This is a genomic window from Brevundimonas terrae, from assembly GCF_011761985.1.
Lineage (GTDB): Bacteria > Pseudomonadota > Alphaproteobacteria > Caulobacterales > Caulobacteraceae > Brevundimonas > Brevundimonas terrae.
The window spans coordinates 72,501-90,974 of sequence record NZ_JAASQT010000004.1 but is presented as its reverse complement, the minus strand read 5'-3'; the positions used below and the strand labels follow the sequence as shown (position 1 = coordinate 90,974).

The 18,474-nt window shown below is 59.2% G+C and carries 17 protein-coding genes, 1 tRNA gene and 1 pseudogene; 10 read left to right on the top strand and 9 right to left on the bottom strand.

Annotated elements, in window-relative coordinates:
- Window positions 1-15: 15 nt before the first annotated feature.
- Complete coding sequence (locus tag FHS64_RS10695; protein WP_167178203.1) at window positions 16-915, top strand: RsmD family RNA methyltransferase; 900 nt, start codon at window positions 16-18, stop codon at window positions 913-915.
- On the top strand, window positions 915-1,727 hold the full coding sequence (locus FHS64_RS10690; RefSeq protein WP_167178202.1) for a TrmH family RNA methyltransferase: 813 nt from the start codon (window positions 915-917) through the stop codon (window positions 1,725-1,727). Before FHS64_RS10695 ends, FHS64_RS10690 begins: the two co-directional genes overlap by 1 nt.
- 35 nt (window positions 1,728-1,762) lie before the next feature.
- Here FHS64_RS10690 and FHS64_RS10685 read toward each other — a convergent pair whose 3' ends face one another.
- Together FHS64_RS10685 and hrpB are read right to left on the bottom strand one after the other, a co-directional pair.
- The gene (locus FHS64_RS10685; protein WP_167178201.1) at window positions 1,763-3,052 is read right to left on the bottom strand and encodes an MFS transporter; all 1,290 of its coding nucleotides are present in this window, start codon (window positions 3,050-3,052) and stop codon (window positions 1,763-1,765) included.
- Window positions 3,053-3,118: 66 nt separating this feature from the next.
- Window positions 3,119-5,554, bottom strand: coding sequence for an ATP-dependent helicase HrpB (gene hrpB / locus FHS64_RS10680; protein ID WP_167178200.1), 2,436 nt, complete (start codon window positions 5,552-5,554; stop codon window positions 3,119-3,121).
- Window positions 5,555-5,705: 151 nt separating this feature from the next.
- On the opposite strand from hrpB, the gene FHS64_RS10675 reads away from it, so the two are divergent.
- The 6 genes from FHS64_RS10675 (at window position 5,706) to FHS64_RS10650 (ending at window position 12,039) form a co-directional block, all read left to right on the top strand.
- Window positions 5,706-7,214, top strand: coding sequence for an amino acid permease (locus FHS64_RS10675; RefSeq protein ID WP_167178199.1), 1,509 nt, complete (start codon window positions 5,706-5,708; stop codon window positions 7,212-7,214).
- Between the two features lie 133 nt (window positions 7,215-7,347).
- Window positions 7,348-7,432: transfer RNA gene (locus FHS64_RS10670), tRNA-Leu, on the top strand.
- Between the two features lie 209 nt (window positions 7,433-7,641).
- Window positions 7,642-7,980: a P-II family nitrogen regulator gene (locus FHS64_RS10665; protein ID WP_167178198.1), complete on the top strand. Its 339-nt coding sequence runs from the start codon at window positions 7,642-7,644 to the stop codon at window positions 7,978-7,980.
- A gap of 74 nt (window positions 7,981-8,054) precedes the next feature.
- Entirely contained in the window at window positions 8,055-9,464 is a 1,410-nt protein-coding gene (gene glnA, locus FHS64_RS10660) for a type I glutamate--ammonia ligase (protein WP_167178197.1), read from the top strand.
- Between the two features lie 299 nt (window positions 9,465-9,763).
- Window positions 9,764-11,074: a glycosyltransferase family 2 protein gene (locus tag FHS64_RS10655; RefSeq protein WP_243862935.1), complete on the top strand. Its 1,311-nt coding sequence runs from the start codon at window positions 9,764-9,766 to the stop codon at window positions 11,072-11,074.
- A complete protein-coding gene (locus FHS64_RS10650; protein WP_167178196.1) occupies window positions 11,071-12,039 on the top strand; it encodes a hypothetical protein in 969 nt (322 codons plus the stop codon). Before FHS64_RS10655 ends, FHS64_RS10650 begins: the two co-directional genes overlap by 4 nt.
- On the opposite strand, the gene FHS64_RS10645 is transcribed toward FHS64_RS10650, so the two are convergent.
- The 4 genes and pseudogenes from FHS64_RS10645 to FHS64_RS10630 form a co-directional block, all read right to left on the bottom strand.
- The gene (locus tag FHS64_RS10645) at window positions 12,040-12,687 is read right to left on the bottom strand and encodes a CatB-related O-acetyltransferase (RefSeq protein WP_167178195.1); all 648 of its coding nucleotides are present in this window, start codon (window positions 12,685-12,687) and stop codon (window positions 12,040-12,042) included. It abuts the gene before it with no gap.
- A gap of 60 nt (window positions 12,688-12,747) precedes the next feature.
- The gene (tatC, locus tag FHS64_RS10640; RefSeq protein WP_167178194.1) at window positions 12,748-13,635 is read right to left on the bottom strand and encodes a twin-arginine translocase subunit TatC; all 888 of its coding nucleotides are present in this window, start codon (window positions 13,633-13,635) and stop codon (window positions 12,748-12,750) included.
- Window positions 13,636-13,897: 262 nt separating this feature from the next.
- A pseudogene (tatB, locus tag FHS64_RS10635) lies at window positions 13,898-14,129 on the bottom strand (Sec-independent protein translocase protein TatB); the annotation flags it as partial.
- 23 nt (window positions 14,130-14,152) lie between these two features.
- The gene (locus FHS64_RS10630; RefSeq protein ID WP_167178193.1) at window positions 14,153-14,356 is read right to left on the bottom strand and encodes a twin-arginine translocase TatA/TatE family subunit; all 204 of its coding nucleotides are present in this window, start codon (window positions 14,354-14,356) and stop codon (window positions 14,153-14,155) included.
- A gap of 110 nt (window positions 14,357-14,466) precedes the next feature.
- Here FHS64_RS10630 and rnhA point away from each other — a divergent pair, with 110 nt between their 5' ends.
- A complete protein-coding gene (gene rnhA, locus FHS64_RS10625; RefSeq protein ID WP_167178192.1) occupies window positions 14,467-14,916 on the top strand; it encodes a ribonuclease HI in 450 nt (149 codons plus the stop codon).
- A gap of 40 nt (window positions 14,917-14,956) precedes the next feature.
- Here the strand turns inward: rnhA and FHS64_RS10620 are convergent, their stop codons facing one another.
- The 3 genes from FHS64_RS10620 to FHS64_RS10610 form a co-directional block, all read right to left on the bottom strand.
- A complete protein-coding gene (locus FHS64_RS10620) occupies window positions 14,957-15,415 on the bottom strand; it encodes an NfeD family protein (protein ID WP_167178191.1) in 459 nt (152 codons plus the stop codon).
- A gap of 5 nt (window positions 15,416-15,420) precedes the next feature.
- The gene (locus tag FHS64_RS10615; protein ID WP_167178190.1) at window positions 15,421-16,428 is read right to left on the bottom strand and encodes an SPFH domain-containing protein; all 1,008 of its coding nucleotides are present in this window, start codon (window positions 16,426-16,428) and stop codon (window positions 15,421-15,423) included.
- 80 nt (window positions 16,429-16,508) lie between these two features.
- The gene (locus FHS64_RS10610; RefSeq protein ID WP_167178189.1) at window positions 16,509-16,925 is read right to left on the bottom strand and encodes an NUDIX hydrolase; all 417 of its coding nucleotides are present in this window, start codon (window positions 16,923-16,925) and stop codon (window positions 16,509-16,511) included.
- A gap of 78 nt (window positions 16,926-17,003) precedes the next feature.
- On the opposite strand from FHS64_RS10610, the gene FHS64_RS10605 reads away from it, so the two are divergent.
- On the top strand, window positions 17,004-18,407 hold the full coding sequence (locus tag FHS64_RS10605) for an FAD-binding oxidoreductase (RefSeq protein ID WP_167178188.1): 1,404 nt from the start codon (window positions 17,004-17,006) through the stop codon (window positions 18,405-18,407).
- Window positions 18,408-18,474: the final 67 nt, after the last annotated feature.

Sequence of the window (18,474 nt, the reverse complement as noted above, 5' to 3'; positions counted from 1 at the left end):
GCTTATCAGCGGCGCATGGCTCCGGTTTTATCCCCTACACCCGAAACCCTCGTCACCCGAGGCTGGTCGGATTACGCGCTGATCGACAGCGGCAATGGTCGCAAGCTTGAACGCTATGGCCGCTATACGGTCGTGCGCCCCGAGCCGCAGTGCTTCTGGACGGCCAAGGACGAAAACAAGTTTGAACAGGCCACAGCCATGTTCGATCCCCAGCAGGAGGAAGAAGATTCCGGCCGCTGGCGCTTCGACCATCACGGCCCGATCGACGCCTTCCCGCTGAAATGGCGCGACGTAAAATTTATGGGCCGGTTCACGCCCTTCCGCCACCTTGCCTTCTTCCCCGAGCAAGCGGCGAACTGGGAATGGCTGGATGCCCGCATCCGCACCCTGAAACAGCCGAAGGTTCTGAACCTGTTCGGCTATACCGGCGTGGCCTCGCTGGCCTGTGCCGCAGCGGGAGCCCATGTGACGCACGTCGATGCGTCCAAAAAGTCGGTCAACTATGCCCGCGAAAATGCCGAGCTGTCGGGCCTCTCCGACAAGCCGATCCGCTGGCTGGTCGAGGATGCCCGCAAGTTTGTGGCCCGCGAAGTTCGCCGTGGTTCGAAATATGACGGCATCATTCTGGACCCGCCCAAATATGGTCGCGGTGCCAATGGCGAGGTTTGGCGCCTGTTTGAGGACATGCCGGATCTGCTCAAGGATTGTGCGTCGCTTCTGTCGGATGACGCCTCCTTCCTGCTGCTGAACGCCTATGCTGCGCGTATTTCCGGCTTGTCGCTGGCGCACATGATGGCCGAGGCTACCCATGACCGTGGCGGACGTATCGACTGGGGCGAACTGGCGTTGTCGGAAGACGGCAAAGATGCCCGTTCTATCGGCCTCAGCTTCTTTGCCCGCTGGAGCAATCTGTAATGAGCGATCATCTGATTACCTCGCTCACCAATGACACCGTAAAGGCCGTTCGCGCCCTTCACATGCGCAAAGAGCGCGAAACCACGGGTCGTTTTCTGGCTGAAGGTCTGAAATTCATCGGCGAGGCCCTCGATCAGGGCCGTGCGCCTGTGATGTTGCTGGTCGGGCAAGATGCCCGTCCGCACCCGATCCTCGAACAAGCCAAGGTTGAAACTCGCAAGGCCGGTGGTCAGATCATCACCGTGACCCACGCCATTCTCGAAAAGATCAGCCGCCGCGACAACCCGCAGACCGTGCTGGGTGTCTTCGAGCAGGTCTATACCCCGCTTGAAGACATCCAACCCGACAGCAAGCCTGTATGGGTAGCTTTGGAACAAGTTCGCGACCCCGGCAATCTGGGCACCATTATCCGCACGGCTGATAGCGCCGGCTGCGGTGGTGTGATCCTGATCGGGGACTGTGTGGACCCCTATTCGGTCGAGGCCGTGCGCGCGACCATGGGTTCTGTGTTTGCTGTATCCATCACCAAGGCCAGCCGCGAAGAGTTCGTGAAATGGTGCAAGGGCTGGAAGGGCAGCATCATCGGCACCCGCCTCGATGCCACCCACGGCTATCGCGACAGCCCCGTCCAGCATCCGGCCATTATCCTGATGGGCAATGAACAGGCGGGCCTGACCGACGAACTGGCCGCCACCTGTGACGTGAACGTCAAAATCCCGATGCGTGGACGTGCCGACAGCCTGAATCTGGCCGTGGCCACCGGCATCATGGTCTATTCGATCACAGACGCCGCTTACGGCTCCGGCCTTTAAAACCGTACATCGGTGGAAATAATGAGGGGGAGGCTTTACGCCTCCCCCTCTGTTTTTATGCGCCCCATGCCGATCAGGGCTACAATGGTCAAAATCGACGCAGCGACCAGATAAAGACCTACCGCGGGCAGGCCATATTTGCTGGCCAGCCATGTAGCGGCAAAGGGTGCCAGCGACGCGCCCAAAATCCCTGCCAGATTGAATGTCATCGACGCACCGGTATAGCGAACCGCCGTCGGGAATGGCCGCGCCAGCGCTGCTCCAATCGGCCCATAGGTGCATCCCATCAGGGCAAAGCCGATGATGAAGAAGGCGACAATACCGCCCAGACCGCCGCCAAACAGCATAGGCAAAGCCAGACCAAACAGGCCAATCGCCACGCTGGTCACCAGCAGGGTACGCCCCTGCCCCCACCTGTCCGCCGCCAAAGCCGCCAATGGAATGGACAAGCCGAAGAAGCACACACCTAGCAACTGGATCGGCAAGAACTGCTCGCGGCTATAACCCATCGAGGTCGTACCCCAGCCCAGTGCAAACACCGTCATCAGGTAGAACAGCACAAAGGTCGCCATCCCCGCCAAGGTCCCCGTCAGCAAGGCCCATTTGTGGTTGGCGAAAAGGGTGATGACGGGTGCCTTTACCCGCTCTTGGCTGTCGATGGTCTTCTGGAACTCGGGCGTCTCGGTGATCTTCAGCCGCACCCACAGGCCCACAATGACCAACAGCGCACTGGCGATAAACGGAATACGCCAGCCCCACGCCATAAAGGCGCTATCGCTCAGAACCTGCCCCAGAACGATGAAGCTCGCCGTGGACAGGATAAAGCCTATCGGCGCGCCCAATTGCGGGAACATTCCGTACCAGGCCTTCTTGCCCGGCGGTGCATTCTCGGTCGCCAATAGAACGGCTCCGCCCCATTCTCCGCCAAGGCCCAAGCCTTGCCCGAAACGACATAGCGCCAGCAGCATGGGGGCCAGAACACCGACCTGATTATAGACCGGCAGGACGCCGATCAGGATGGTCGAGACGCCCATCGTCATCAGGGCTGCCACAAGGGTCGCCTTGCGCCCCACACGATCACCAAAGTGACCGAACACCACGGCCCCGACCGGACGCGCGAAGAAGGCAATCGAGAAGGTCGCAAACGAGGCCAGCATGGCCGTCATCGGATCGCTACCGGGGAAAAACAGCGCCGGAAACACGAGAACCGCCGCGGTCGCATAGATATAGAAGTCGTAAAACTCGATCGTCGTACCGATCAGGCTGGCGAACAGCACCCGGCCTTTAGAGTTGGCGGGCGGCAAATTTTGATCTTCGGACAACATATTTCCTCGGGCTGAAGAGGCGTTTCTTTCAGCATAACGCCATCAGGGTCAAGAAATTGCACCCCGTCATGTCCCGCGCGGTTTGACCCGATTGGTCGCCGTGGCATTGGCAGGATCTTCAGGCCACGGATGGCGCGGATAGCGCCCCCGCATTTCAGCCCTCACAGCGGCCCATGATCCAGCCCAGAAACCGGGCAAATCTTTCGTCACCTGCACCGGTCGTCGTGCGGGCGACAGCAGAGACAATGTCAAAGCCACACGCCCGCCACCGATCATCGGATGTGACTGAAGGCCAAACAGTTCCTGCACGCGGATTTCAACACGCGGCCCACCCTCGGCTGCGTAATCAATAGCCGCAGAGCCCAAGGGGGTTTCCAGACGCGACGGTGCCAATGCATCCAGCTTGCGCTGTAAGTCCCACGGGACCAGATTGCGCAAACCATCGGCCATCGCGCGATCACTGACCGCTGACAGATCATTCACGCTGTCCAGCGCAGGCCACAACCATTCTTCGCGGCGTGCAAACAGGCCTTCATCCGATACATCCGGCCACGCATCGTCCAGAGCGCGCACAAAGGCCAGACGCGCGCGCAATGCGCTGGATACCTCGCCCCATTTCAGACGCCCCAGACCGTCCCGATCCACTTCGTCTTTCAGGGCCTTGGTCATCATCTTGCGATCCGGCGCGCCCAGTACCTTCTCGTCCAACACCACAGCCCCGATACGGCGAACACGCTTCATCACCGCCCTACCGGACGGCTCGCGCACCAGTCGATCTTCTGTCTCGATGCGATGCGCCAGATCGGTTTCCAGTGTGCGTGCGTCCAGCCTTGCCGCCAGCCGCACGCGGTCGCGCACATCACCGCCGCCCAGTTCGGCTACGGCCAGCCAAGTTTCCTGTGACAGACTTTCAGCCGCATCGACCATCGCCCCGCGACCGGACGCCAGCAGATATTCTCCCGTCTTGCCCTTGGCGCGGGCGATCCGTTCGGGGAAGGCCTCACACAGCAGCAAGCCATGATCGGCCTCGCCACCGGAACCGTTACCCGCCAGACGCGCCCAGCGCTCGGCCAGCTTCATAGCATCACGCGCACGGGGCGAACGATCTCGGGCCAAGCCGCGAAAACGCTCTTCTACATCCACAGCTGTTCCACCCAAACCGGGCTCGGTCAGCAAGGCCGCAAGCTTTGCACCGCCCAATGCATCGCCCTGATCGGAGGCTACAGTCACCATATGCGCCAGTCTGGGCGATAACGGCATTTTCGCCAGTCGCTGCCCGTGCTTGGTCAGGTCACCCTTAGCGTCCAAGGCCCCCAGTCGGGACAGAACCTTGCGCGCCTCGCCAAAAGCACCGGCAGGCGGCACGTCCAGCAGCGCCAGACCCTCGGCGCTTTTCGCTCCCCATCGCGCTAGATCGAGCGCGAACGCTGTCAGGTCCGCTTCCTGAATCTCGGGCTTTTGGTGCTGTACCAATCCGCGCGTCTGCTCTTCGTCCCACAGACGATAACAGACACCCGGTTCGACGCGACCGGCGCGGCCCTGACGCTGTTCGGCCGACGAACGGCTGACCTTCACGGTTGCAAGCCGCGTCAAACCGCTGGACGGCTCAAAGCGCGGCACGCGCGACAAACCGCCATCAATGACAACCCGTACACCCTGAATCGTCAGGCTGGTTTCCGCCACCGAGGTCGCCAGCACGACCTTGCGACGGCCCGCTGGTGCTGGCTCCAAGGCACGGTCCTGATCGGCCTTGTCCATAGCGCCATAAAGACCAACCACATCAACAGACGGGTCACGCAGCTTGTCCTTCAACCGCTGGACCGTCCGGTGGATTTCTCCCTGCCCCGGCAAGAAGGCGAGGATGGAGCCACTTTCCTCATGCAGAGCCTGAAGAACGGCTTTGGCCATAGCGTCCTCGAAACGCTCGACAGGATTACGTCCCAGATAACGGGTCTCGACCGGAAACATCCGTCCTTGGGTCTCGACCACGGGAGGATCACCCAACAGTTTCGATACGCCCGCCACATCCAGCGTCGCCGACATGACCACCAGCCGCAGATCGTCACGCAACAGGCTTTGGGTATCACGGGCCAGTGCGAGGCCCAGATCTGCATCCAGACTGCGTTCGTGGAATTCGTCGAACAGGACCGCGCCAACACCCTCCAGCGTCGGGTCATCCAAAATCATGCGCGTGAACACACCTTCGGTAATCACCTCGATGCGGGTGTTCGGACCGATCTTGCTCTGAAGGCGCGTGCGATAGCCCACGGTCTGGCCACTTGATTCGCCCAAGGTTGCAGACATTCGGTCTGCCGCAGCGCGTGCAGCCAGTCTGCGGGGCTCCAGCAGCAGGATTTTGCCATCACCCAACCATGGCCGTCCCAGCAAGCTAAGCGGAACGACCGTCGTCTTGCCCGCCCCCGTAGGTGCAGCCAGCACCAGTGTGGGCGATGCGTCCAGAGAATGGACAATTGATTCCAGTACGGCGTGGATAGGCAACATAAGATGTTACTAGCCCGAAGGAATGCTTGAACAAAATCGTCACGAAAATGGCTTGATTGCGTCAATCGCGTTGCGTGAACAAAAAACCCTGTCTAGCGTCCCCCCCCGAGGGTCGGCACGCGTCGACACGAAAATATGTGAGGGGACTTCCATGTCGTGGCGGATCAAACCGCTGGACGCTATTATCGCGTCCGCAGAAAAGAAAGCGCTTACGCGCTCGCTGGGCGCTGTCCAGCTAACCCTGCTCGGAGTGGGTGCTATTATCGGCACCGGCATCTTCGTGCTGACATCCGAAGCCGCACAAAAAGCCGGACCCGGCATGATGTGGAGCTTCGTTATCGCCGCTGCGGTCTGTGCCGTGGCGGCGCTTTGCTATTCAGAGATCGCTTCCATGGTTCCGGTGTCGGGCTCTGCCTACACCTATACCTATGCGGTGATGGGTGAATTGCTGGCCTGGGTCGTGGGTTGGGCCCTGATCCTGGAATACGCCGTGGCGGCGTCCGCCGTGTCGGTGGGTTGGTCCGGCTACTTTATAGGCTTGCTCAATAGTTGGGGGATTGAGCTACCGTTAGCCATCACAGCCGGCAGCTATGCCGGTGGTATCATCAACCTTCCGGCTGCGCTGATTGCATTGTTGATTACCGCTCTTTTGATGATCGGTACGACCGAGAGCGCGCGCGTCAACGCTGTTTTGGTGGCCATCAAGGTCACCGCGCTGACCGTCTTCATCGTACTGACCCTGCCGGTCATCAAGGGCGCGAACTTCGAACCCTTCCTGCCGAACGGCTGGATGGGCAATGGCCATGGTGCCGGTCTGGGCGTCGTCGGGGCCGCGGCTTCGATCTTCTTCGCCTATGTCGGTTTCGATGCCGTTTCGACCGCAGCCGAAGAAACCAAGGACCCGCAAAAGAACGTTCCGATCGGCCTGATCGGTTCGCTGCTGATCTGTACTGTCTTCTATCTGCTGGTCGCAGCCGGTGCCATTGGTGCCATTGGTTCCCAGCCGGTCACCGGTGCAAATGGCGAAATCCTGCATGCCGGTTCTGCGGCCATGGCCGCACAGTGCCAGTCGCTGATGGCTGCTGGTTCCGAACCGCTGGTTTGCTCCAAGGAAGCTCTGGCCCACGTTCTGCGCTCGGTTGGCCATGAACGCGTCGGTGACATGATCGGTATCGCGGCCTTCCTGGCCCTGCCCTCGGTCATCCTGATCATGCTTTTCGGTCAAACCCGCATCTTCTTCGTGATGGCGCGTGACGGCCTGCTGCCGGAATTCCTCGCCAAGGTTCACCCCAAGTGGAAAACGCCACACGTGGTGACGGTCATCACCGGTCTGGCTGTAGCCCTGTTTGCGGCCTTGCTGCCGGTCGGTAAACTGGCTGACATCTCCAACTCGGGTACGCTGTTTGCCTTCTTCATGGTGGCTCTGTCGGTGATGATCCTGCGCATCAAGCAGCCGGAACGCCATCGCCCGTTCAAGACACCGCTGGTCTGGGTTGTCGCTCCGCTGGCCATGATCGGTACGCTGGGCCTGTACCTGAACCTGCCGACGGAATCGAAACTGGTTCTGCCGATCTGGGCAGCGTTCGGTCTGGTCGTCTACTTCCTGTACGGCTATCGCAAGAGCCATGTGGGACGTGGTATCGTCGATACCGATCACTAACGTCCCGCGTTTCAGGTCTTACCTGTGCAAGAAGGCTCCGGAGAAATCCGGGGCCTTTTTGTTATTTGCAGACCCGAGCATTTCGTCGCTTGCGCGATCTGGCGACACTGGTTAAAGCCTCGCTCGACCTAATGCGGATGTGGCGGAACTGGTAGACGCACTGGATTTAGGTTCCAGCGCCGCGAGGCGTGGAGGTTCGATTCCTCTCATCCGCACCACCTTCCTGAAATCGCTAGACCTTACAGATAACGCATTGCAGCGTTAGTCGAACAATGAACGTGCCTGAATAGTGGCATTTCAGTCTGTTCGGTGAGCTTTTCCGATCACGGACGGTATCAGATACCCGAAAAAGCTTGCCTTATGACGCAATGCAATGTGTTTTGACGGTCGGGCAAAGGGCCATCAGGGGACCCTGCTCGGAAGTGCCATGAAAAAGATCGAAGCCATCATCAAGCCGTTCAAGCTGGATGAAGTCAAAGACGCCCTGCAGGACATTGGCGTGCAGGGCATGACCGTACTGGAGGCCAAGGGATATGGTCGCCAAAAAGGTCATTCCGAACTTTATCGTGGTGCCGAATACGTCATCGACTTTCTGCCGAAGATCAAAATCGAGATCGTTGTCGCCGACGATCTGGTGCCATCCGTTATCGAAGCCATTCAAACCGCTGCGCGTACCGGCAAGATCGGCGATGGCAAAATCTTTGTTAGCTCACTGGAAGACGTCATCCGCATTCGTACCGGAGAAACGGGTTCACAGGCTATCTGACCGTAATCGGCCGTCCCTTGGGGGCGGCCTCTTTTGTTTCCTCCCACACCTCATAACAATCAGGACCTCGAGAAATGAGCGCCGCACAAAAGATCCTGCAAGAGATCAAGGACAAGGGTATCGAGTATGTTGACCTGCGCTTCACCGACACGCGCGGTAAGCTGCAGCATGTAACCTTCGACATCGGCATGGTCGATGAAGAGCTGCTCGAAGAAGGCACCATGTTCGACGGTTCGTCGATCGAGGGCTGGAAGGCGATCAACGAGTCCGACATGCTGCTGAAGCCGGACTTGAACACCGCCCATGTCGATCCCTTCTACCAACAGCCGACCTTGTGTCTGTTCTGCGACGTACTGAACCCCGATACGGCCGAGCCGTATAATCGCGACAGCCGTTCGATGGCGCAAAAGGCCCTGTCGTACGTCCAGTCGTCGGGTGTGGGCGATACGGTATTCTTCGGCCCCGAAGCCGAGTTCTTCGTATTTGACGACGTGCGCTGGAACACCGCGTCGCACAATACCGGCTACAGCTTCGACTCGAGCGAGCTTCCGTCCAATACGGGTGCCGAATATGCCGAGGGCAATCTGGGTCACCGTCCGCGCACCAAGGGCGGCTATTTCCCGGTGAACCCTGTGGATTCAGGTCAGGACCTGCGCGGCGAAATGCTGGCGGTCATGCGCGATCTGGGCATGGCTCCGGAAAAACACCACCACGAGGTCGCCCCTGCACAGCACGAGCTGGGCCTGAAGTTCAGCGATCTGCTGACCATGGCTGACCGTATGCAGCTGTACAAATACGTGATCCACAACGTGGCACACGCCTATGGCAAGTCGGCCACCTTCATGGCCAAGCCGATGTTCGGCGATAACGGCTCGGGCATGCACGTCCACATGTCGATCTGGAAAGACGGCAAGCCCCAGTTCGCCGGTGACCAGTATGCCGGCCTGTCTCAAGAATGCCTGTGGTACATCGGCGGCATCATCAAGCACGCCAAGGCCATCAACGCCTTCGCCAACTCGACCACCAACTCGTACAAGCGTCTGGTGCCGGGCTATGAAGCTCCGGTGAAATTGGCCTATTCGGCCAGCAACCGTTCGGCCTCGATCCGCATCCCGCACGTCTCGTCGCCAAAAGCCAAGCGCATGGAAGCCCGCTTCCCTGATCCGATGGGCAACCCGTACCTGACCTTCGTGGCTCTGCTGATGGCAGGCCTCGACGGGATCGAGAACCGTATCGATCCGGGCGCACCGGCCGACAAGAACCTGTACGATCTGCCGCCGGAAGAGCGCGGTTCGATCCCGGAAGTCGCCGGTTCGCTCAAGGAAGCTCTCGAAGCTCTCGACGCCGACCGTGCCTTCCTTAAGAAGGGCGGCGTCATGGATGACGACTTCATCGACGCCTACATCGAACTGAAGCAGACCGAAGTTGCGCGTCTGCAACTGCACCCTCACCCGGTCGAGTTCGACATGTATTATAGCTGCTAAGTCGCTGTAATATTGCAAGAAGCCCCGAGCGTTCATCGTTCGGGGCTTTTTTGTAAGTGCTTCTTCTTACAGAGAACCATTCGCAGCAAACAAAACAATTTGTAACATTGTTATGTTAACTACCCCTGATCCGCAACCAAAGCGTCGCTTCTGGTGTTTCCGCGATAAGGCCCCAACATATTGGGTCAGGAAACATGCAACAAAAAACGCCGCCCCCCCACGAAGCGTCCATCCTAAATATTGAGCCTGTGGTTGGAGAAGCCCAGCTTCCCTCCACGCGCGCGCATCGTCGATTTTACTTGACGGTTCCCGTTAAGTTTACGGTCGCCATTCTGCTGGCGATCGCATGGACGACGCTTAGCGTCTGGCTTTCACAGCGATGGTTGGTTGATCTGGCCCATATAACCAACTGGCCATTTGCGCTTATTGCAATCAGCTTCATTGCCTATGTGCCGGGCTTTATGAATGCCTTCCTCATAAGCACCTTGGCGTTTGACCGTCGCCCTCCCCGCAAAGGCCTGACCACATATCCTGCCGTAACCATTCTGGTCGCAGCCTATAACGAGGCGGCTGCTATCCGCGATACGCTGACCAGTCTGTCACGCCAGAATTATAAGGGCACTCTGGAAATACTGGTACTGAACGACGGTTCGACTGACGACACCGTGGCGATTGCCAATAAAGCCATAGAAGACCTGTCCATCCCCGCCAACTTCACCATGCGAGTGCTGGATTACGAGGTTAATGCGGGCAAGGCCGCCGTTCTGAACCGAGGCCTGGCCTTGGCCAGCCACGATCTGGTTGCCACGATTGACGGAGATTCATGGGTTCGCGAAGACGGCATTACCCAGATCGTGGAACGCTACGTCAATGATCCGCCCAATACGCGCGCCGTCGCCGGTGCGGTGATGGTGCGAAACTCGCGCCATAACTTCCTCACCCGCGCTCAGGAATGGGATTATTTCCACGGGATTGCCGCAATCAAACGAATGCAGTCCATGTATCACGGCACACTGGTCGCTCAGGGCGCTTTCTCGCTGTACCAGCGCGATGCCCTCAACAGTGTTGGCGGCTGGCCGGAATGTGTGGGCGAGGACATCGTCGTCTCGTGGGCCCTTTTGGAACAAGGTCACCGCATCGGTTACGCCGAAGATGCGCTGGCCTTTACCAATGTGCCGACCACGCTGAAACAATTCACCTTGCAGCGCAAACGCTGGTCACGTGGTTTGATCGAGGCCTTCAAGGCCTATCCCGGCCTGCTGTTCAAGCCGCGCCTGACCACCCTGTTCATCTGGTGGAACCTGTTCTTCTTGCCGCTTGATCTGGTCTATACATTTATCTTCATTCCGGGGTTGGTTCTGGCACTGTTCGGCCATTTCTGGATCGCCGGTCCGATGACGCTTGCCGTGCTGCCACTGGCTGCACTGTGGAATCTTTTCATCTTCCGCATCCAGCGCAACATGTTCCACGGAGAGGGTCTTAAGGTGCGCCAGAACTTCGGCGGCTTCCTCTTCTATGCCATCGGCTATAGCCTTTTGATGCAGCCCGTCAGCGTTTGGGGCTATGCCGCTGAAGCTTTGGGCATGACCAAGAAATGGGACACGAAATGATCCGTCTGACCATTGCCGCATTGATGGTAGCGACCTCGTCCATCGCCCTATCGGCTCACGCCCAGACCGTCGAAACCGCACAGGACGTCGCCCGCGAGCAACATCGTGAGCGGACCGTCGAAGGCTTTACGCCGCGCGCCGCTGTCGGGGCTGACCTGTTCTACTCCACCGATGCCGATGACACAGAGGTCTTGAAGGTCGGGGCCAATCTGGACTGGAAGTGGAAGGGACCGGACGAATATCTGGGCCTGCGTGTCGAGAATGCCAGCTTCAGCCCCAATGGCCAGCACAGCCGCGACGAACAGCGCGTCTATCTGCGCGCCGCCGACAAGACGGGTGACTGGACATGGAAGGTCATGGCCGGCACCGACGGCAATACGGCCTTAGGGGCCGCCAGCATCCATAACGATGCCCGCTTCCGGCAGGAATATTTCATCGAGCGCGAAGTTCTGGAAACCCCTCAGGGTGTCGATGACGGTATCTATTACACCTTCGTTGGCGGCGCTGTGGACCTGCCCATCAATGACCGGAACAACCTGACCTTCGTGGCCGGTGTTCAGGACTTTACGGGCGAGAATGTCCGCACCCACCTGCGGGCCACCTTTGTCCACGTCGTAAAGCCCGAATGGGGTCTGTCGGCCCAGATGCGTGTGCGCTACTTCCATTCCAGCCACCCCGGCGAGTTCGATTACTTCTCGCCCGAGGACTATGTGGAAGTCATGCCCGTGATCCAGATGCGCCGCTATTACGGTGGCTGGCGCTATCTGATTGCAGGGGGCATCGGCGGCCAGAAAGCTACGGGCGACGACTGGCATCAGGCCCGCTATTTCAACGCACAGGTCATCAGTCCGCCTGTGCGCGAATGGGCCGTCACCGCCGGAATAACCTACAGCAACACCCCGATCGCCAGCGGTTACACCTATGACTACACGCAGTTCAACGTCGGCCTGACCCGCGCATTCTAGTCAGCGGGCTTCGTAATCAGCGGCGGCCTTTATCAAGGCCTCGATGTCCGTCGCGCAGAGCAACGGCCGCAGTGCCTCGAACTTGGCCTGCGGCCAGTTATAGACGTCCAGTGCCAGTAGGGATTGCGTAACCTCGCCGGAGAACCGTTGGCGTACAGGCACGGCCGGATTTCCCGCTACAATCGTATAGGGGGCCACATCCTTGGTGACGATGGCCCCCGATGCGACAATAGCGCCCTCGCCTATGGTCACGCCCGGCATAATCATCGCCCGCATACCGATCCACGCCCCATCCATAATGTGCGTGTCGCCCTTGCCCTTATAGGCATCGAGAATAACCTCGGGGAACGGGTACAGGCTGAACCAGTCGGTGCGGTGCGTGTGATTGCCGCCCAGCAGGATCACCGCCTCGGCACCAATGCAGACACAGTCACCGATATGCAACTGGTCTATCGGCCATTGGGGCGTCCATGCCGACAGGCTGTAGGGATCACCATACAGATAGCGGACGACGCTCTGCTCGAACGACCCGCTCCACGCATCACTGTAATAGCTGCGCGTGCCTTTGATATGGATGTTGGGGTTGGTCACACTCTCATGGAGCAGTTCAACCTTGGACCAGTGCCGGTCGGGCGCGATGGGAGACATGGACAGCTTTCACTCTTGCGAATACATGTCCTATCGCCCCACCGTCCGATTGCCTACAGCTTACGCGGCGGAATCCGCAGCCTGATCGGCCTTCTTGCGGCGCATTTCGATAATGCGGACGCACCAGATCGAAATCTCGTAGAGCAGCACCATCGGCACCGCCAACATCAACTGGCTGACAGGGTCCGGCGGCGTCACAACAGCGGCCACAACCACAACGGCCACGATGGCATAACGACGCCCCTTGGACATCAGTTCGCTGGAGATCAGGCCCGCCATGCCGATCAGGGTCATCACGACCGGCAACTGGAAACAGAAACCGAAGGCCAGCACCAGCGCCGTCACAAGGCTCAGATAATCCGACACCTTGGGCAGAAGTTCTGCTGTGATCCCGTCGCCCGAAATGCCTTGGCTCAGCGAGAACCACATCACGAACGGCAGCATCACATAGTAGACAAGCGCCGCACCCAGTACGAACAGGACAGGTGCCGCCACCAAAAACGGCAGAAAAGCCCCGCGCTCGTTACGATACAGACCCGGCGCGATGAAACGGTACAGTTGATAGGCAATCACCGGAAAAGCGATGAACACGCCACCCAGCGCCGCCAGCTTCATCTTGGTGAACAGGATTTCCAGCGGAGCCGTATAGATCAGCTTGACCTCGTCGGCCCCGATTGTCGGCAGAGGCTTGAGACCTGCTGTACCGAGGATCAGGTCCAGCGGGGAAACGCCGCCATGTGCGCCGACCGACTGGAAGAAGGCAAAAGCCGCCGCATAGGGTTTGACCAGAAACAGATAGATGTGACCGGCAAACGCAAAACACACGATGAAGGCCAGCACAAAGGCCACCACACAGACCATCAACCGCTTACGCAGTTCGATCAGGTGATCCATCAGGGGCGCGCGCGAAGCCTCGATTTCAGCATCGTCCCTATCAAGATGGGTCATTGGGAATCCTTCTTGGCCGCAGCGTCAGCCAGCGGCAATTGCTCGACCTGTGCCGCCTGGGCATCCAGATCGGGCCATTCGTCAACGCCGGTTGCGATCAGTTGAGGCTCGGCTTTTTCTTCGCCCGAGTTCACTTCACCCGGATTTGCTTCATCAGTAGCTTCGGGGGCCTTGTCCGCAGCGGGGGCACCTAGAGGGGCTTCCAGTTCCTTGCGGATATCCTTGAAGGCGTTGTCCGCATCGGCACCCAGCGCATACATGCCGGTGCCGCTACGCAGGTCCTGAACTTCCTTGCGCAGTTCGTCCAACTCGGACTGACGAGCCATTTCATCGAAACTGGCGCGGAATTCATTCGCCATGGCGCGGGCCTTGCCAACGAATTGGCCGACCCTGCGCATCAATAATGGCAAATCTTTTGGCCCTACAACCAGCAGGGCCACGATTCCGATCACAAGGATTTCGAAACCGCCGATACCGGGGCCTAGACCACCCATAACTCAGCGTCTTTCAGAAAAAGTCAGTTTTTTTCTTTGTCTTCGGTACGGGTGATGGTGCCGACCGGCTCGTCCTTGGCCTTGTCGTCTTCCTTCATGCCGTCCTTGAAAGCACGGATGCCCTTTGCGGCGTCGCCCATGATCGACGACAGCTTGCCGCGTCCACCAAACAGGACCAGCACGACCACAATAACGATCGCCCAGTGCCAGATGCTCATAGCGCCCATGGAAAAACCTCCTCGGTAGGCCGCGACTCTCGCAGCCCGAACATAGATTGTTGTCGCCCATATAGGCGGAGTGATGGCCCTGAGGAAAGGGACACTGTAGTCATCGGTCAATGAGTCTCATTGATCACGTAATCATCCACACCGATGGAGCCTGCAAAGGCAACCCCGGCCCGGGCGGCTGGGGCGCTATTTTGCAATCACGCGGGCACGAAAAAGAACTGTGGGGTGGTGAGTTGGACACCACCAATAACCGCATGGAAATGTTGGCCGCGATTTCGGCACTGGAGGCGCTCAAACGCCCGTGCCGCGTGGATCTGCACACTGACAGCAAATATGTGATGCAGGGCGTGACCGAGTGGATGAAGGGCTGGAAAGCCCGTGGTTGGAAGACCGCCGACAAGAAGCCCGTCAAGAACGAAGACCTGTGGCGCAGACTGGACGAAGCCCGCAATCGCCATGAAGTGAAATGGCATTGGGTCAAAGGCCATGCGGGACACGTCCTGAACGAACGCGCCGATTCGTTGGCCAACCGTGGCGTACAAGAAACCCGCGCTCGCTGATCGCGGCGCGGGTTCCAAGAGCTCAGGCCTGAATACGGACCTACTGCGGGCGTACCTGCAGTCGTCCTCCTGTAACCCGTTCGACGATAACGCTTTCGCCAACCAGAGGGTTACTGCCGTGGATTTCGGCAGCCCATTCAGCCCCCGAAATGAACACGCGCCCTACCCCGTTAGTGAACGGTTCGACCACACGTGCAGACTGACCGATCAGGCGCAGGTTCACGTCATTGATGTCTGGCAAGTCACCGGGGTTAACCCGCTTGACCAGACGCTTTGAAACCAGCGTTAGAGCAACCGTCAAAGCTGCAAAAACGGCACCTTCAATCTTCAAGCCCAGTTCGGGGGCCAGTGCAGCCAACAGAGCCGTAGCTCCGGCAGCCACAGCCGGCCACAAAAGCCACTCGGTCGAGAACATCGCCTCGATGCCGAGCAAGATCACCCCGATACCCAGCCACAACCAGAACGGCTGGGTGGCATATAGTCCGGCAAGCCATTCCATAGAGATCACTCCGTCGGCGGAACGCCCGTCGCACGCGGCGGCGCAGTGCGACGCGCAGGAGCAGGCTGTTGTTGGGCCGCAGGACGCGGTGCGCGCGGTGCATCATGTGACTGGCGCGTCATGTTCACCAGTTCGCCAACACCGGCAATCGTGCCGACCAGAGCCGACATTTCGCTCGGGACGATGACGGTTTTCTGCTGCGGGCTGCGGGCCAGTTCGGCGAAGGCTTCGACGTATTTCTGGGCCACGAAGTAGTTGATGGCGTTCACATCGCCCACAGCGATGGCTTCCGACACCATGGCCGTTGCGCGGGCTTCGGCCTCGGCTTCGCGTTCGCGGGCCTCGGCGTCACGGAAGGCGGCTTCCTTACGGCCTTCGGACTCCAGAATAGCTGACTGCTTGGCACCTTCGGCGCGGGCGATTGCGGCTTGCTTCTCGCCATCCGCCTCGGTGATGACCGCACGACGCTCGCGCTCGGCCTTCATCTGACGGGCCATCGCATTGGTGATGTCCACCGGCGGCGTTAGGTCTTTAATCTCGATACGTGCAACCTTCACGCCCCAAGGCGCAGTCGCCGAGTCGATAACGTGCAGCAGACGGGTATTGATGCTGTCACGCTGGCTCAGCACCTCGTCCAGTTCCATCGAACCGACCACCGTACGCAGATTGGTCATGCAAAGCTGGGCGATGGCATAGTTTAGGTTATCTACGCGATAGGCCGCAGCCGCCGCATCAATCACCTGAATGAAGACGATGCCATCCACCTTCACCATGGCGTTGTCCTTGGTGATGACTTCCTGCGTCGGAACATCAAGCACCTGTTCCATCATGTTCATGCGGCGGCCAACGCGCTCGATGAACGGGGTCAGGATATGGATGCCGGGGTTGAGGGTCTTGGTATAGCGGCCAAAGCGCTCGACAGTGAACTCACGACCTTGCGGCACGATTTTCACAACACTGAACAACAGGATCAGTGCAAACGCCACAAAGGGGATCACAAAAAATAGGCCCATCGTTTCCTCCGATTGAACCTTGTGATCCTATCAGGGCTTTTGACGTTTTGGCCAGATTTTTGCCACAAGTGAACGGATTGTCATCTTGTCGCAGACCCCTGTCGGGCCGCTGCATGGGCCGCTCTGATGATGCGTCGGGTTTCTTCCCAATCCACCATTGCCAGAGCCTGATCCAGCGGAACAAAACAGGCTTCGGCGGCATCATCGCCAGCCAGCACCTCGCCTGATACCCACCGCGCCCAATAATCGATCAGGACATAATGGCGCTTGGCCTCGGGGAAGATGCCGTCAACCACATCGATAAGGCCGCCAATCGTCGCCTCGACGCCCGTCTCCTCGCGCAGTTCGCGAATCGCCGCATCAAGCAGGCGCTCCCCCGGTTCGATATGACCACCCGGCAGGCTCCACTCCCCCATCTTGGGTGGTTTCCCGCGCCGGATCAGCAGGACTTCATCGCCCTTCACGCAGACAACACCGACAGCAGGGACTGGAGTCATGATTATTTCGCCGAAAGACCATTCAAGAGCACAGGTTTGCCCTTCCACCACCGCGCTGCTTTTGTCAAAAGGGCAAACATGACCCTTCCCACGCCCCAAGCCATCGCCGAGCTGAAAGCGGCTCTTCCGGACGCCTTTACCGAGGATACCAACGATATGGCCCCTTGGTTGACCGAATGGCGTGGCCGCTGGACGGGCCATACGCCGATCTTGCTGCAACCGCGCACCACCGCCGAAGTGCAAAAGGCCGTAGAGATTTGCGCCCGTCACGGCGTCGCCATCGTCACCCAAGGCGGCGGTACAGGATTGGTCGGTGGCCAGATACCCTTTGGCGAGGTCCTGCTATCCACGCGCAAACTGCGTGAAGTGCGCGATGTCACCCCTCTGGATGATGCCATGACCGTCGAGGCCGGTGTCACGCTGCTGGAAGCGCAGGAAATCGCCAAGGCCAATAACCGCTTCTTCCCGCTGTCGCTGGCCGCCGAAGGTTCAGCCACAATCGGCGGTGTGATCTCCACCAATGCGGGCGGCACACAGGTTCTGCGCTACGGCATGATGCGTGATCTGGTGTTGGGCGTCGAAGCCGTCATGCCGGACGGCCAGATCTTCAACGGCCTGAAGCGCCTGCGCAAAGACAATACCGGCTATGACCTCAAGCAACTCCTGATCGGGGCCGAAGGCACGCTGGGCGTTATTACGGCGGCGACTTTGAAGCTGTATCCCATCATGCGCTCGCGTTGCGTGGCCTTTGTCGGTCTGGAAAGCGCCGCGGCCTCTATCGAGCTTCTGGCCCGCGCCAAGGATGAAACCGGCGGCGGTGTCGAAGCCTTCGAGATGATGAAGCGCCTCGGCATGGAACTGGTGCTCAAAAACATTCCCGACACGCGCGAGCCGCTGGAAACCACGCCGCCCTGGTATGTGCTGATCGAGATCACCAACGGCACCGTCGGTGGCGCAGAGGCCCAGATGGAACGCCTGTTGGAGGTCGCCTTCGAGGAAGGCCTAATCACCGATGCCTCCATCGCACAGAGCGACGCCCAGCGCGCCCAGTTCTGGCGTCTGCGCGAAGAACATTCCGCCGGCCTGAAACCCGAGGGTGGCGGCTGGAAACACGATGTCTCCGTGCCCATCAGCCGTATCTCGGACTTTATCGACGAGGCCACCGCCGCCGTCGAAGCCTTCCATCCGGGATGCCGCGTTTCATGCTTTGGCCATGTCGGCGACGGCAACCTGCACTACGACATTATTCCCGGTATTGGCGAAGATATCCCTGCCTTCATTGCCCGCTGGAAAGAAGGCTCGCAGGTGGTTCACGATGTAGTGGCCAAATATAACGGCTCCATCTCGGCGGAACACGGCCTTGGCCGTCTGAAAACCGAAGAGGTCAAACGCTATAAATCGCCTCTGGAAATCCAGACCATGTCCGCGATCCGCAAGGCAATTGACCCGCAACGCATTATGAATCCTGCCGTTCTGTTCTGACCCTTGTCAGGCAGCGACGACAGGAAAACTTGTCGCACCAAGGTTTAAACTGACACGATTTGCCCCT

Coding starts and splice junctions, on each gene's coding strand:
- FHS64_RS10695 (WP_167178203.1), top strand. CDS start 16: ATGGCTCCGGTTTTATCCCCTACACCCGAAACCCTCGTCACCCGAGGC.
- FHS64_RS10690 (WP_167178202.1), top strand. CDS start 915: ATGAGCGATCATCTGATTACCTCGCTCACCAATGACACCGTAAAGGCC.
- FHS64_RS10685 (WP_167178201.1), bottom strand. CDS start 3,052: ATGTTGTCCGAAGATCAAAATTTGCCGCCCGCCAACTCTAAAGGCCGG.
- hrpB (WP_167178200.1), bottom strand. CDS start 5,554: ATGTTGCCTATCCACGCCGTACTGGAATCAATTGTCCATTCTCTGGAC.
- FHS64_RS10675 (WP_167178199.1), top strand. CDS start 5,706: ATGTCGTGGCGGATCAAACCGCTGGACGCTATTATCGCGTCCGCAGAA.
- FHS64_RS10665 (WP_167178198.1), top strand. CDS start 7,642: ATGAAAAAGATCGAAGCCATCATCAAGCCGTTCAAGCTGGATGAAGTC.
- glnA (WP_167178197.1), top strand. CDS start 8,055: ATGAGCGCCGCACAAAAGATCCTGCAAGAGATCAAGGACAAGGGTATC.
- FHS64_RS10650 (WP_167178196.1), top strand. CDS start 11,071: ATGATCCGTCTGACCATTGCCGCATTGATGGTAGCGACCTCGTCCATC.
- FHS64_RS10645 (WP_167178195.1), bottom strand. CDS start 12,687: ATGTCTCCCATCGCGCCCGACCGGCACTGGTCCAAGGTTGAACTGCTC.
- tatC (WP_167178194.1), bottom strand. CDS start 13,635: ATGACCCATCTTGATAGGGACGATGCTGAAATCGAGGCTTCGCGCGCG.
- FHS64_RS10630 (WP_167178193.1), bottom strand. CDS start 14,356: ATGGGCGCTATGAGCATCTGGCACTGGGCGATCGTTATTGTGGTCGTG.
- rnhA (WP_167178192.1), top strand. CDS start 14,467: ATGAGTCTCATTGATCACGTAATCATCCACACCGATGGAGCCTGCAAA.
- FHS64_RS10620 (WP_167178191.1), bottom strand. CDS start 15,415: ATGGAATGGCTTGCCGGACTATATGCCACCCAGCCGTTCTGGTTGTGG.
- FHS64_RS10615 (WP_167178190.1), bottom strand. CDS start 16,428: ATGGGCCTATTTTTTGTGATCCCCTTTGTGGCGTTTGCACTGATCCTG.
- FHS64_RS10610 (WP_167178189.1), bottom strand. CDS start 16,925: ATGACTCCAGTCCCTGCTGTCGGTGTTGTCTGCGTGAAGGGCGATGAA.
- FHS64_RS10605 (WP_167178188.1), top strand. CDS start 17,004: ATGACCCTTCCCACGCCCCAAGCCATCGCCGAGCTGAAAGCGGCTCTT.